Raw genomic sequence first — 13,343 nt, forward strand, 5'->3', positions numbered from 1 at the left:
ATATGATCGGACAGCGTCTAAATCCGCTCTTTGAGGGGGTTAATAATCCATTTTCAGATCACACGGTTCATGATCTATTCCTGCGGCTTGCCCAAGAATGGCCATCGCGCCCCGCCATAACACACGGGAGTTTGACCATTTCGTATGGATCGTTAGCAGCAGAATCGGCTATTGCTTCTCAACAGCTATCTCGTCTTGGAGCATTACCAGGAAGCATCATCCCGATCGTGCTATCTAGGAGTATCGATCTGATTGTCGCGATTTTGGGCGTGCTCAGGGCTGGTTGCGCCTACAGCTTGATTGACCCTGCTCTACCGCTTGATCCTCTGGTGGTTAAAGCCGCGCGACAGGCGTCTGCTGGCTTCTATATAGGTCAAGAAATTGAAGGACTTGAGGGATGCCAGCGAGTTGCTTTCGATAATTTGATGAACGAGCCACTGAATAGGAAATGCCAATTCGAAAGTGAGCAGATTAATGCTTCCACGCCAGCAACATTGATCTTCACATCCGGCACAACAGGAACCCCGAAAGGTGTCTTAGTACCACATCGGGCCATTACAAGACTCACAGTTGCAACTTGCGGACTGAGCTGGGGGCCAGAAGTGCATACCCTACAGGCTGCACCTCTCCAATGGGACGGTTTCACTCTTGAACTATGGCCGACACTACTCTCCGGTGGGTTGGTTACGTTATCACCCGCGCAAATTGTGACTCCTGCTGAACTGCGAACTCAGGTTATCCGTGGCGTCAATCGGGTGTGGCTGACCAGCAGTCTGCTAAATTTCATTGTCGACTCGGACGTGGGTGCGTTCAGCGGATTAAGCTGCGTAATGACAGGCGGTGAACGACTGAGCCCGGGGCACATCAGAACGTTGGTAGATACACACCCAAAGCTAGAAGTTTTTAATGGCTACGGACCTGTAGAATCCTGCGTTTTCGCCACGGTGCAAAGAATAGACAACAGAATCTTGAACCAAGTTTCTCCCGGTATGGATATACCCATCGGGTTACCAATTGCTGCCACACAGCTCAAAATCGGATCTCCTACCAGCGAATTCGGTGAAGAACCAACCTCCGGTGAACTCTTCATCGGAGGGGATGGCGTTGCGATTGGATACATAGGTGCGCTACCAAGCGAGGATGCTCGCTTTGTTTCGCAAGCAGGGAAAATCTGGTATAGAACAGGCGATCTAGTTCATGTTCGAGAAGGTCGCTTTTTCTATATCGGCCGAGATGACCGTCAAGTTAAGTGGCACGGCCATCGTATCGAGTTGGACGGCATCGAACGTTCAATTGCAGGTCTCGACGGAATTGGATCCGTCGCTGTGTTATTCGAAGCCCAGGATGGCGTGGATAAGCATCTCGTTGCGTATTACCAACTCGATCATGAGGCTAATATTTCGGAACGGGAACTTCGAAAAATGCTCGCAAACGCTCTTCCACGCTATGCGTTACCCAAGAAACTTCATTGCGTTTCGAAGATGCCTCTTACCCCGCAAGGTAAAGTAGATAGAAAGGCTTTGGTTACAAATGAATTTAATTAATGTAGATTCCAATGATGCAGTACATTTAGCAATGGACAAGGTGCACAGATCAGATTTTCTTTGTTTGACAGCTGATCCGAGTGAGGCAGGAGGATCTACAGAACCCGACGTCTCGTCTTTTGTAGTCTCCGACAAAGACGTTGTTGCCGAGACACTTCGGCTCTCTAACCTTGCGCCCGGAATGTCAATTCTTGAAATCGGAACTGGAAGCGGATATTCAACAGCACTAACGTACGAGTTGGTACGGCCGACCGGAAGAGTGCATTCGATCGAGTATGATTCGCAACTCGCAACTACGGCCTCAGAGAAGTTGAACCAACGCTATGCTGATCCTCAACATTTGACAATTCGCACTGGCGATGCATTTGGCTCAATTGACCTACCGGATCACTCTGTCGATCGAGTAATTGTTACTGTTGCAACACCAGCCATTGGACCAGATTGGCTAAGAGTGCTCAAACCGGACGGACAGATTATCTGTCCCTTGGACCTGGCGAACCATCATAAATTGGTTCGTCTGCGTCGTATCAACTCGGTTACTCTTAAGTCTTCTGAATGTATCGACTGTCGCTTCGTACCTGTGTCAGGCATCATGGAAAACTCTCGCTCTATAAATGCCATGTCCAAGGGAACATACTTTTATAGTCATAGCTCACCTCCGGAATCGTTGCTAATGCAAATCAAAGCATCCGGGTGGAGGGTCGCTGCCAGCATGGAGCCTCTATCACCGACTGAGTATAGAGCATTCAGATTTTACTGCAACCTTGTCGATCCTTCAGTATTTGGGCTACTCGTGGAAGAGCGGTTTGAGCCGAAACGGAATTCTGAAGGCACCTCGCCCGGATTCCGACTTGAGCTAGTGGGACACGACGACGCAGGCATAATGTTGATGCGCCGTAATGGCTCAGTACTAGTCGTTGGAAATGGAGATAACCTTGCTAGCACACTGCAGGCATACTATGCCCAATGGAGGGATCTAGGAAGCCCATATCAAACTGACGTAGCTGTTGTAGCATCACTGGACGCAACGGCTCATTGGACATTTAATGTGGAGCCTAGTTTTCCGAAAGATCGGCCGTGAGTAACCGGCGTCCATCCGCTAGCGTATCGGTGTGTCTGAACCCTAAATCCTCATGAAGTTTTAGACTTCCAATTGCATAAGCATCGATCAGCGTGTGACACGTGGTATTTTGTTGGTTGTTCACCCAGTCCATCCGCCGTACGGTCAGGAGCTTTCCGATGCCGCGACGCCTGGCTGAAGGTTCGACCCAAAGACCCAGAAGAAAATAGCCTTCCGTATTTTTCAAGGAACCATTCACTTCGTAATGCGTTACGCGGGCGACTGCGATGACCTCTTCGCGGAGAGTCGCGACCATTAGGCATCTGTTTTTGTCTGCCAGATCGCGAAGTCCTTGCGCTCGAATTTGGCTCGCCTCTAGCCCGAATGCTATTGCTAGTTTGTCCGAATAGTTCGGAATATCTGCCTCGCAGGCGGTTCGTACACGAAGGTGATCGTTAGATTTTTCCATGTACAAAGGCTACATTCTGTTTGCGGCAATTGGACGCATCACTGCCAAATTTGAGGAGGAATCGTGAATAAAATCGACCAATGGATCCAATCAGATACAAACTCTGTAATTCTTCTGTACGTCAATGTTCGAAATTTATCGGACGATTTCTTCTACCAATCGGCCCAACAATTTTCGCCTCCTGAGATTCAACGGCTAGGGGGCGAAACCAAGGATAGTTTGAGCGCCCGTGAGCATTTTGCCGGCCGGGCGATTGTAAGGAAACTAGCGATTCGAGTTACAGGAAATTTGTACGGTTCTGAAACAATAACGACGAAATGTCAATGGTGTGGGTGCAAACTGGGCCGCCCCCGTTTGGAACCGCAGATTTTTTCTTTTTCTATTGCGCATTCCCAGGGTTTGGTAGTAGTCGCGGCAGCGTTTCAGGGGGAAATTGGGGTGGATGTGGAGAAGCATCTTACTGAAGTCAGCCAGAATACTGTTATGCAGTGGGCCATGACCGAAAAGGAGCTATGCTATGCCCGACAAGTGTCTGAAGATCGACTTCCTGAGTATCTGGCGAACATTTGGGCTCTGAAGGAGAGCGCATTAAAGCTTGTTGGTCGAGGTTTATCAATTTCCCCTGCTACTATCGATACGACTTGCAGCCCGATTTATCTGGAACTACCGGGTAGTAAATCGACCAGATCAGCGGTGTTCATGAAAACTGTTAGTGTCGCAGATGGATTCTCTGCTGCACTTTCGTACACCCTAGCTATGGACGAATCTCCAATTCTTCTTGACGCAGGCGATTGGCTAGCAAAAACCGACGAAAGATATGAAGAATAGAATCACATATGGTGGATGAAAACCAGTCGAGCATTTTGGCAATGACAGTCAGAGGATACTACGACCAGATTGATCGCAACGATTTGGTTTCTGCGCTCAGTCTATTTGCCGACACTGCCGTCTATGTGCGGCCCGGATACCTGCCAATGATTGGCATTGCAGCCATTAAAGAATTCTTCACGACTGAGCGAATTATTTCTGTAGGAAGTCACGTTGTAGAGAATCTGCTGGTAGATGGGTTGAACGTTGGCTGCTTTGGATCATTTTCGGGCAAGGCCTTTTCAGGCGAACGATTAGAAGTCCGTTTTGCGGACTTCTGGTACTTTGATTCGGCTCTCCAAGTGACGACCCGTGAGTCGTTTTTCGGTGTTCCTGCGGTTTAGCGTCAATGTATCTTGAAAGGAAGCGCGGATGCGAGATTTCTTCTTGGATGAGAGATCATATCGGGTTATGTTGACGACTGAAGGAACTCGGCGAAATAGTGGATCCTGTCAGGGTGATTGTGTAAGACCCCTAGTCAATTGATAAAAAGAGACTAGGAAAACACGATATGACCAGGCCGAACAGAGCATGGAAAACGTCTCCGACATCGCCGAGAAGATCGCAGCACTCGGCTCCACGGACGCCGTGAAGGAATCCGGGGCCTTCAGCGAGCTCATGGGATTCATCGACCGCGGAGCGACCCACCTCGATGGCAAGGACGGGTTTATCCAGCAGATTATCCGTGCAGGGCTGGAACACGGTCTGAAATCCGAGTTGAGCAGCCACCTGGGTACGAGCAAGGCGAGGCCCACGGCCGGTTCCGGCCCAACTCGCGCAACGGCTCTTACCCGAAGACCGTGTCCACGGTGGCCGGGGATATCGACCTGCAAATCCCCAGGGATCGGGCCGGCACCTTCACCCCGCCCCTCGTGTCCAAAGAGTCTCGTCGCACCGGCAGCCTAGATGAAATGATCATCTCTCTATGCCGGTGACATGACGGTGCGGTATATCGCCTACCAACTCACCAGGCAGCACACTGTTCGAACCCAGCACCCTCACCGGAGCCCCAATGATCGGATCGCTCAACAACCTGACCGCCCAACAGCGCATCTCATTCAACCACTACCGAAACTCACTACACGGCATACAAATCGTCACCTATAACGAAGTACTCGGCAGCGTCGAATCACTACACACAATGCTCATCGACGCCAAAACCAATTAACCCAGATTTTTCATCAGTTATCTAACGGCTACCGAACTTCAATCCCAAGGATTCTCGGTGGCCGTTCCTGATTCAGTCAGCGCCAAAGGGCGCCTGAACCACCGACGCTGATTGCCAGGCTCCACGCACCCGGACCAAAATAGCCTTTCAAAACCTAGGAAACAAGGGAACAGCTACTTCCTGTTCAGCCGATCAGCAATCCTTGCCGCCACCCCTGGAACAACACACCAACACTCTCCTGCAACTGGCATAGCAACTGTGCTTCTGGCGCTCTCGCCGGGATCAACAGCCGGCGTTGCCGCCCGCCAGTGACGATTTTCCCTGCCATCGAAAACAACCGGTACCGCCACCGCTTCAAATCCCACACCGAAGCCTCATGACCACCAGGCAGCACCGCCAGCTGCAGCCAAGACACCAAATTGACCGCGAACATCCCCAGGTCCGCCCACGCCTGATTTGCCGCAAAAGACCAATACGGCAGCTTGCCCGACCCCGCATTCTTCAACATTTTAATCCTGTTCTCGCACCGGCCACGCGCCCGGTGCCGGGCATCGAGCAACGCCACGTTGAACCGTGGGCTATTGGTCAAGAACGCGGTCACCCGGTTCCCGTCCGTATCGAACAAGTTCGCTTTCGCCCCGGGATGAAACGGCTCAGCTCTCAGGTAAATCCGAGTTCCAGGCGGGTATTGCCTCAACTCCAAAACCTTCGTCGTATCAATCACCCACGCGTTATCTCGTTGACCACCATCAGGGTCCAGAGCTGGTTCCCAGTACTTCTTCTCATCGATCCACCGGATGAACCGCTCCTTGAGCACCGGCAAAGAATTCTCTTGCCAATCGAGGACACCGACGAACTCAAGACTCGCTCCGTTGATCTAGTGATCCACGCGCAGGCCGATCCAAGCACAGCTAATGGCGCCATCCGACGCGTGGCCAAGGAACTAGGGTTGAGCGGTGAAACGCTGCGCACCTGGGTACGCAACTACAAGAACAGTGGTGCAACAACACCAGCGCAGTCCATCGACTTGGATGCTGGGAATAAGCGCCTGCGCGCCGAGCTGGCCGAGACCAAACGTGCTAACGAAATCTTGAAGAAGGCAGCGACTCTCTTCGCGGCGGAGCTCGACCGCCCTTCAAAGTAATCATCGATTTCATCGATCAGCACAAAGATGAACTCGGGGTCGAGTCGATCATCCACGCGTTGAAAGGAACCCGTGCACAGATCGCCCTGAGCTCGTATTATGCAGCGAAGAAGCGACCGCTTACGGCCCGCAGCGTGCGGGACGAACAACTACTTCCCAAACTCCTTGGCGTTTATGAGGAGAACTATTCCTGCTACGGGGTACGGAAAATTTGGCATGCCATGGACAACCAGCATGTTTTGAAGGCAAATGAACGCATGTTATTGTTGCATTTTTTGATGGCACAGGGCTTAGGATGGGGAACATGAACCTGAACCGCGTGTCTTGGTGGTGGCTGTCCTAACAGCCGGTTCAGTCATGTCCGCGGGCTGTACAGCAAGCCCGCGAAGACTTTCTCTCCGCTATCCGCAGCGCTGTGCAACCTCTCACGCTCAGATAGAGGAATAGTCATGAATTCATTTGCAACCACACAACTGCGCTCGACAGAACTAGCGCAGTCCATCATAGATGCACCTCAAAACTACCGGGTACTCACGGGTGAACGCCCTACCGGACCTCTGCACCTAGGACACTACTTCGGCAGCATCGTGGAACGCTTGAGGCTCCAAAGAGCAGGGGTCGAGTCCTTCTTGATCCTTGCCGACTATCAAGTGATCACGGACCGCGATTCGATGCCCCGCGTCCGCGAGTTCGTGCACGGAGCCGTCCTAGACTATCTGGCCGCAGGCATGGACCCTGAGCAAACCACGATTTTCACCCATTCATCGGTGCCGGCCCTGAACCAGCTTATTCTCCCGTTTCTCAGCCTTGTCACAGAGGCAGAACTACACCGCAACCCGACGGTCAAAGCGGAATTGGCAGCCTCGGGACGTGCCCTCAGTGGACTGCTGCTCACCTACCCCGTGCACCAAGCAGCAGACATTCTGTTCTGCAAGGGCAACCTGGTCCCGGTTGGAAAGGACAACCTGCCGCATATCGAGATGACCCGAGTTATTGCCCGTCGCTTCAACGAACGCTACGACAAGGTGTTCCCGGAACCGGAAGCTCTGATTACTTCAACTCCCGAAGTGCCGGGTCTTGACGGGCGTAAGATGTCTAAGAGCTACGGTAACGCCATTGCGCTGGGCATGTCACCGGACGAAACGACCCAGGTTATTCGCCGTACCACCACCGACGCGGAACGCAGAATCACCTTTGACCCCCAAACGCGCCCTGGGGTCTCGGCACTCCTTTCCACTGCTGCCCTGTGTTTGGGCGAGGCCCCGGAAGCGATTGCCGAAAGGATCGGAGATTCGGGAAGCGGTGCGCTTAAGCAACTAACAGCTGAGGCCGTCAACGATTTCCTTGCCGGCCATCGCGAGCGACGGTCAGAATTGGCCAAGGATCTCGGCTACGTTAGTGAGATCCTCAAACGGGGCAACGAAAGAGCCAACCTTGAGGCAAACCAGACCCTCGCTGAAGTGCGTACGGCGATGGGCACAAACTACTAGAACCAAGTAAGCCTGACTAGCTGTTTAGCCCGGCGACTACCTGGGGTGGTTCACCTCTGATTCGCTGCGCAGACATGAGCCACCCCGTCAACCCAGGATTTTTCAGTGAGTGACGATGAACCGTCCCGGTGAAGGTATCGCTTGCGGTCAATCGATCGCAGTGTAGATAACTTCGGGCGGTGCAACCGCCTTGGAGGAGAACGGCTTGGAGATCAGCCCCACAACGAACATGATCGAAGGCGGAATTAACTCCGAGCTCAGAGAAATGCTCAGGCTCCACCGAGGAATACCGGTAGAGCACCGGCGGCCGGCCATGGAATGGTTCTGATGGTCTCACTCCTACCCGGCCTGGGCTGGAAGAGTTCATCACCCCGGAGCTTCAAGCTTCGTAACGGCACACTACAGAACACTTGGGTGTGGCGGAGGATCTTGGTGCTCCGCAGCTTTGTGGCACGGCGGTGGTACCTTTCCAGTCGCCGTATGCAGTGTGGGCAGTCTTGAGAATCTGAGTCATGCCAAAAGGATATAGGGGCGACGACATTATTCGCTTGTAGGCGGGCTCTACTGTGTGGAACTTGGGATTTTGGTCCCTCATTGAGCGCGGTGTCATTTGGTTCCGCTTTGAGCTGCGCAGCCCGATGCCGGGTGGGTGGGGGCGTACCATCGGGCGGGCTGCCGGCAGCCCGCCGCGGGACAGGATCCTTCTTTGGGGCAGGTCGTCCTGGGCACTGTCAGCTGGTGGTACGTCCCCGGGTTTCCTTCAACGACTGCTCTCGAAGGCCAGAACCTGGCTGCTGCCGGGATTTGGTTGTGTTTGGTGCTCGTCACTTGGCCCCTGGCGGGGCACCGTCTTTGTGTGGTTTGTGAGGTGTTTGGTGGGGCGCTTCTGCACCCATAATGGCCTGCCTAACCCCAATGCCGTTTACTTAACGGGTTTCGGGACCTGCTTCAACAACCGGATTGACATCTTCCGCTTCACCATCCACGGACACACCCTGCCCCGCCGCTCCGGCAACAGGCCATGCATTAGTTCCGAACAGAACACTGCGAACTGCTGCCGCAGATTCTCAAGGGGAAAAACCGGGCTGTCCAGCCATGGAATGCCGTGCTGCCCGTAGCGTGCGCGAAAAGGAAACCCTCAAAGGATCCTCGCGAACTCCAAAGCAACCTCGCCGATCAACATGCACAACGCGTGATGAGTACACAAATACCCATAGATTTCCTGTGACACCCGCTCGGGAGTTTTCGAACGCAAAACCATCGAAGGGCCACGCAGATGGGTTTTCATTTCCTTGAAGCACAATTCGATTTCCCACCGCTTCGCGTAGGCCTCGGCAAGCTCTTGAGTGCTGACCACAACTGGATCCAGCAGTGTGGTGAGCAACCGGAATTCGCGGGCATCCGCGCCATTGCTGACCGCGTACTCGACCACGCGCACCGGCACCGGGCCCGCCTGGTTCCGGCGTTGTTTCGTCCCTTCGTGCACGGCTGAAAGATACGAACTGTCCTCCAGTTCCTCCAGCACCGGAAGAACCATGTTCCCGCACACCCGCCACAGCAGCTGGGCACCGGTTGCGGCGCTGTCCTTGAAAGATCGGGTCTGCTGAAGAACCCGCGGTCGGCCATCAGCAGCATGCTCGGATCCAGCTTGTGGTGCAGCCCGAAGTACATGTCGTTTTCCGCCGTGGCATGGGGGCCGGTCACCGCGCCGGTAATGGCGTGGGTGTCGCATTCCACCAGCCCCAGGATCTTCGCCTGCGGGAAGGCGCTCTTGAAGCTGGTATTCGTTCCCGGCCGCCCATAGGCCCGCTCGTTTGCGGGCGTGTCTGCGATATCCATCGTGGTACCGTCAACGCTGACCAGGCGCAGCCCAGCGAAGAATTCTCGCTGGGCTTGGGAGCCGAAAGGCTTTCTGACCTGGTCGAACAACTCGATCGTCACTTCGGATCCCAGCCGGGTACGGGCCATGAAAATCGCCGCTTTGGTGGGCATCGTCCATTTGCTGGTCCGGTGAGAAATTCATTGCAGGCCACCGAGCAAGCTGCGCATAACCTCCTCGTGGGAGGCCGCAGCATGCAAGGCCAGAGCTATCACGTAATACACCATCGTCCATGACGGGAGCAGGCGTGAGCCCTGCTCACCGGAGCCCACCTTGGCGATCACCTCGTCAACCAGCCTGGGCGGGAAAACCTTCGCTAGCTCGCCCAGAGAAACGTGGTCTGAGAGTCGTTCTGGTCTTTCGGTTTTCACTCATCCGCTGCGTGCCGTGAGAAAAGATCAACACATCAGAGTGCTAAGTAAACGGCATTGGGGCTAGAGACTAGAAGCTACGAGAATTACCTCCGGCCACGCCCTGTGAACTCCGGAATCCATACGATTTCGTGGTCCTATTGGTGTCCGACTGCGACCTGAGGTACAGAATTGCCCTGAGAATTTTGGTCAAAGTTAGGGGCTGAAATGACCGTTGCTATCAGGCTCACCAAACGGGCAGGGTGGGTCACTTCTGTGATTTTAAAGGTGCGTACTGAATCGTAGGTGTCCACTGCCCCCATTGCAGCGGTCATTTTATTCGCATAGCTTGGTCTATTGGCAAATTTTATTTGCAGGTCAATTAAATCTAGACGAAGGTAAAAACAAGTGTTAGCGTGATGCCTGTCACATTCCATCATTTTCTGGAGGTATTCCATGCACCCCAAAGGGCAGTACATCCGAAGAGCACTGGGCGCAGTGCTCGTGATTCCAATGGTGTTGGGGCTGGCTCTACAACCTGTAGCTGCGGCACCTAAAGAGCGGGACTCAGTATCCGCACCGGAGTCCGCCACCGCGTCGTCGGCTGGGGCGGTAAAAGTTTGCGACGGCAACACCGTGAAGCCCACCGATGTGGCAGGGAATCCGCTACCCGAGCGGGAGCTGACGCTGATGCTGAAGCAAGTGTCGCAAATTTGTGGCGAAACTTCCTCGGAAAGGGTAGATGATAAGGATATCTATTTCCAAAGCGAGTCGAATGTTGCGCCTTTCGGTAGCGTTGGATATGCCTATCTCGGGGCCTACGGAACGTATAGGGGCGATACCCTAAGTGTTTACTTCAGCGCTGCTGCGTCATCAATTCCAAGTGGATACCATTCGTTGAGTTGCATTTATCGTATGGAGCCAACCAGCGGAGGTTACGGATCTTGGCAGTCTTGTGGAGCGTCCAGCGGGTCGGGAACGTCCCTGACAACTTCGACTACCGCCTTCTGTCCCGCCCCGGGAACTCGCTGGCACGTCCATGCTGCTCTTTACAAGGGGACCACTAACGTGCTGAAGCAGACGGACGACGACTGGGTAATTGCGGGGTAGCTATTTGATGAAAAAATTTGAACTTGTCGACAAATCGGTAACGATCCAAGACGTAGAGATGTTGCTGGTCATGATTGAACGTACGGATAACGCGACGCTCATTCACTGGCGCGTCCCCAAATCCCAAGTCGGAGGTTTTGGACGAGCGCCACAGGTGGCACTGTGTGAATCAAGCAGCGATAAAACCATCCCGATGGAATTTCGTAATTCGGGCGGATCGGGCACTGAAAGCCATATGGTGGACGTTTACCCCGGCCGGTTCGATTCAGGATTGGTGATCAGAGACGTTGAAAGCGGAACAATTGTATTCCAAGAAGGGCTTTGAACATTCTCGGAGTGCACTTAGTTAAAATTGAGTTCCGTTGATGCCAAGAACTCTGGTCTTGCATCAACGGAACTTTTCTGCGTACAAGCCATCAAACTGGGTCCCGAAAGTTGGACTAGCTGTAGTTCTCAGTGAGGTTGTGAATACGATCTGACGGAGTAAGACCACCGATCCCGGTGTGGGGTCGATGATGATTATAGTGATGAAGCCAGGCGCCGTAAGCTGCGGCCCTGGCTTCATCGCCGTCATAAGCCCTCGCGTACGTCCATTCCTGCGCCAACGTCCGATTGAACCGATCGACCTTCCCATTGGTCTGTGGTCGATACGGCCTGGTGCGCCGGTGCTTCACCCCCGGCCCCAACGCCCGGGCAAACACCTTGGAACGATAGCAGGTACCGTTATGGGTCATCGCCGCGGTAACGGCAATGCCCGCTGCAGCCAGAGTTTCCGGAACCTATCCTGCACGACCTGACCAAGGCAGAACTGCAGGATAGGTTCTTCAGCGCATCCGTGGTTTTCCTATCCAGGATCCCGGCAGTCCAGACGCTGCCGTCCGGGGACGTCCCACCGGGTGGGCCGTTTGCCGTGCGGCTGCCCGCGCCCTTGTCTCCCTTGGGCCCGGGAGCTTTTAATGGGTGAGCTCCTAACTTCAGCCGGGTCCTGGGCGTCGTCAGCTGGTGGTACGTCCCGGTGCGTCCTCGGGTTTTCTTCAACGACTGCTCTCGATGGCCAGAACCTGGCTGCTATCGGGATCTGGCTGCACGCGGGCGCGGCCGCGGTGGGCAGTGGTATGTCCCCTGGGGGCTGGCTCACCTGGTGAGGATAGGCCTTCCCTGCTCTGGTACACGCCCTGGGCCCAGAGTTCTCCGGTGCGGACCATGTGCGGCACCACGTGCACACCGTGTTACATGGGCAGAGGGTTGGGGCGCTTGCTGGTGGCTCATCGGTCCTGCATTCGGCCTTCTAGTCTGGGTGGGGTCGGAGAGTGATTCCGTGCTGCGCCTGGTTTTCTGGTCTGGGGAGGGGTACTGGATGGATCCACGTTTCTGTGGGGGAGGGGTGGTAGGTTTCATCTTAAGCACCCTGAAAGAGCACGTGAAAGGAGCCTTGCGATGCGCTGGGCCTTGTTCGACGGTACCCTACAGATCGATGCAACGGAACTGCGCGAGCAAGACCGTGGGGACTACCGGGACCGTTTGAGCTGCCTTGACCAGGAGTGCGCCGCACCGATGCACTGGCGTAAGCGCTCCAAGGACGGCAAAGCCGCGACGTTCGTCGGGAAGCACACAGCGCGTTGCCAGTATGGTTCGAAGCGTGATGAGCAGATTGAACTGCAACGAGCTGTCGAGGAATTCAATGCTATCGCCAACACCGCGGACGGACTGGTCATCCGCCTTGATCCTCTGCCCCAGAACCGGCCGGTCACCGAGGACACTCCCGGCGCCACTGGTACACCGGGTCGGACCCACCGGCATCAAGGCGCTGACAGGCAGCGGCGTGCAGGGTCAGTGGGCTACCGACCTTTGCTGGGCAAGCTGATCACTGATCCGGATTTCCGGCGCAGCAGAAGAGCTTTGATGCTGAGCGATCGAACCCGCACGACGATCGCCGATGGTTGCGTTCACGCCGATGACTTCACCCTCAGAGCCACCACCATGATCCTCTGGGGACAGATTGGAAACGTGCGAGGGAACTTCCTCAATACTGGCTATAAGGGGGAGAAGAAGCCAGCTGTTCTCCTGCACAAGGAGGCGGCTTCCGCAGTGAAGGATTCCCTGAATCTGACGGAGCTCAGCGAGCTGAATGGACGGCATTTCCTGGTGGAGGGTCGTTTCCAGGAAAGTTCTAATGGTGGGCCCTATGTATCTCTCGGCAGCGCCCAGATGATCGCTTTTCTCCCGCCCCAGAACCCGGCAAGCTAGTCCGCTAGAGGCTGG

The 13,343-nt window shown here is 54.5% G+C and carries 10 protein-coding genes, 4 pseudogenes and 1 other annotated feature; of the genes and pseudogenes, 9 read left to right on the plus strand and 5 right to left on the minus strand.

Translation table 11 applies throughout. The features are described from left to right. Positions 1 to 2 precede the first annotated feature (2 nt). Together ACLQ8T_RS16825 and ACLQ8T_RS16830 are read left to right on the plus strand one after the other, a co-directional pair. Positions 3 to 1,544, plus strand: a complete 1,542-nt coding sequence (locus ACLQ8T_RS16825; protein ID WP_413456527.1) for an AMP-binding protein — start codon at positions 3 to 5, stop codon at positions 1,542 to 1,544. Then, on the plus strand, positions 1,531 to 2,625 hold the full coding sequence (locus ACLQ8T_RS16830; protein WP_413456475.1) for a protein-L-isoaspartate O-methyltransferase family protein: 1,095 nt from the start codon (positions 1,531 to 1,533) through the stop codon (positions 2,623 to 2,625). The genes ACLQ8T_RS16825 and ACLQ8T_RS16830 overlap by 14 nt, the downstream gene beginning before the upstream one ends. Here ACLQ8T_RS16830 and ACLQ8T_RS16835 read toward each other — a convergent pair. Then, positions 2,600 to 3,073 carry an N-acetyltransferase family protein gene (locus tag ACLQ8T_RS16835; protein ID WP_413456476.1) on the minus strand — a complete coding sequence of 158 codons (474 nt, stop codon included), beginning with the start codon at positions 3,071 to 3,073 and terminating at the stop codon, positions 2,600 to 2,602. The genes ACLQ8T_RS16830 and ACLQ8T_RS16835 overlap by 26 nt on opposite strands. Before the next feature lie 63 nt (positions 3,074 to 3,136). Between ACLQ8T_RS16835 and ACLQ8T_RS16840 the strand changes: the two genes are divergently transcribed. The 3 genes and pseudogenes from ACLQ8T_RS16840 to ACLQ8T_RS16850 form a co-directional block, all read left to right on the plus strand. Then, positions 3,137 to 3,901, plus strand: coding sequence for a 4'-phosphopantetheinyl transferase family protein (locus tag ACLQ8T_RS16840; RefSeq protein ID WP_413456477.1), 765 nt, complete (start codon positions 3,137 to 3,139; stop codon positions 3,899 to 3,901). 8 nt (positions 3,902 to 3,909) lie between these two features. Next, positions 3,910 to 4,284 (plus strand): nuclear transport factor 2 family protein, encoded by a 375-nt coding sequence (locus ACLQ8T_RS16845; protein WP_413456478.1) that lies wholly within the window; start codon positions 3,910 to 3,912, stop codon positions 4,282 to 4,284. A 187-nt stretch (positions 4,285 to 4,471) separates the two neighbouring features. Beyond that, a pseudogene (locus ACLQ8T_RS16850) lies at positions 4,472 to 4,942 on the plus strand (transposase); the annotation flags it as partial. A gap of 350 nt (positions 4,943 to 5,292) precedes the next feature. Here ACLQ8T_RS16850 and ACLQ8T_RS16855 read toward each other — a convergent pair. Beyond that, positions 5,293 to 5,979: pseudogene (locus ACLQ8T_RS16855) on the minus strand (transposase); the annotation flags it as partial. A 9-nt stretch (positions 5,980 to 5,988) separates the two neighbouring features. Here ACLQ8T_RS16855 and ACLQ8T_RS16860 point away from each other — a divergent pair. Together ACLQ8T_RS16860 and trpS are read left to right on the plus strand one after the other, a co-directional pair. After that, positions 5,989 to 6,252, plus strand: coding sequence for a transposase (locus tag ACLQ8T_RS16860; RefSeq protein WP_413456528.1), 264 nt, complete (start codon positions 5,989 to 5,991; stop codon positions 6,250 to 6,252). Beyond that, positions 6,210 to 6,341 (plus strand) — a sequence feature (AL1L pseudoknot). Its footprint overlaps the gene before it by 43 nt. 360 nt (positions 6,342 to 6,701) lie before the next feature. Next, on the plus strand, positions 6,702 to 7,742 hold the full coding sequence (gene trpS, locus ACLQ8T_RS16865) for a tryptophan--tRNA ligase (RefSeq protein WP_413456479.1): 1,041 nt from the start codon (positions 6,702 to 6,704) through the stop codon (positions 7,740 to 7,742). A gap of 1,067 nt (positions 7,743 to 8,809) precedes the next feature. Here the strand turns inward: trpS and ACLQ8T_RS16870 are convergent. Continuing rightward, positions 8,810 to 9,992: pseudogene (locus ACLQ8T_RS16870) on the minus strand (IS4 family transposase). A gap of 137 nt (positions 9,993 to 10,129) precedes the next feature. After that, entirely contained in the window at positions 10,130 to 10,429 is a 300-nt protein-coding gene (locus ACLQ8T_RS16875) for a hypothetical protein (RefSeq protein WP_413456480.1), read from the minus strand. Between the two features lie 659 nt (positions 10,430 to 11,088). Here ACLQ8T_RS16875 and ACLQ8T_RS16880 point away from each other — a divergent pair. Then, on the plus strand, positions 11,089 to 11,406 hold the full coding sequence (locus ACLQ8T_RS16880) for a hypothetical protein (protein ID WP_413456481.1): 318 nt from the start codon (positions 11,089 to 11,091) through the stop codon (positions 11,404 to 11,406). 115 nt (positions 11,407 to 11,521) lie between these two features. Here the strand turns inward: ACLQ8T_RS16880 and ACLQ8T_RS16885 are convergent. Then, positions 11,522 to 11,845 (minus strand): annotated as a pseudogene (locus tag ACLQ8T_RS16885) (integrase core domain-containing protein); the annotation flags it as partial. A 673-nt stretch (positions 11,846 to 12,518) separates the two neighbouring features. Between ACLQ8T_RS16885 and ACLQ8T_RS16890 the strand changes: the two are divergent. Further along, positions 12,519 to 13,328 carry a hypothetical protein gene (locus tag ACLQ8T_RS16890; protein ID WP_413456482.1) on the plus strand — a complete coding sequence of 270 codons (810 nt, stop codon included), beginning with the start codon at positions 12,519 to 12,521 and terminating at the stop codon, positions 13,326 to 13,328. Positions 13,329 to 13,343 lie beyond the last annotated feature (15 nt).

Source organism: Glutamicibacter sp. FR1 (genome assembly GCF_047300825.1).
Classification (GTDB): Bacteria; Actinomycetota; Actinomycetes; order Actinomycetales; family Micrococcaceae; genus Glutamicibacter; species Glutamicibacter nicotianae.

What these genes read in the sequence shown, in the direction of transcription:
- ACLQ8T_RS16890 (WP_413456482.1), top strand. Translation starts at nt 12,519, where the DNA reads ATGCGCTGGGCCTTGTTCGACGGTACCCTACAGATCGATGCAACGGAA.
- ACLQ8T_RS16875 (WP_413456480.1), bottom strand. Translation starts at nt 10,429, where the DNA reads ATGGAATACCTCCAGAAAATGATGGAATGTGACAGGCATCACGCTAAC.
- trpS (WP_413456479.1), top strand. Translation starts at nt 6,702, where the DNA reads ATGAATTCATTTGCAACCACACAACTGCGCTCGACAGAACTAGCGCAG.
- ACLQ8T_RS16845 (WP_413456478.1), top strand. Translation starts at nt 3,910, where the DNA reads ATGGTGGATGAAAACCAGTCGAGCATTTTGGCAATGACAGTCAGAGGA.
- ACLQ8T_RS16880 (WP_413456481.1), top strand. Translation starts at nt 11,089, where the DNA reads ATGAAAAAATTTGAACTTGTCGACAAATCGGTAACGATCCAAGACGTA.
- ACLQ8T_RS16825 (WP_413456527.1), top strand. Translation starts at nt 3, where the DNA reads ATGATCGGACAGCGTCTAAATCCGCTCTTTGAGGGGGTTAATAATCCA.
- ACLQ8T_RS16835 (WP_413456476.1), bottom strand. Translation starts at nt 3,073, where the DNA reads ATGGAAAAATCTAACGATCACCTTCGTGTACGAACCGCCTGCGAGGCA.
- ACLQ8T_RS16830 (WP_413456475.1), top strand. Translation starts at nt 1,531, where the DNA reads ATGAATTTAATTAATGTAGATTCCAATGATGCAGTACATTTAGCAATG.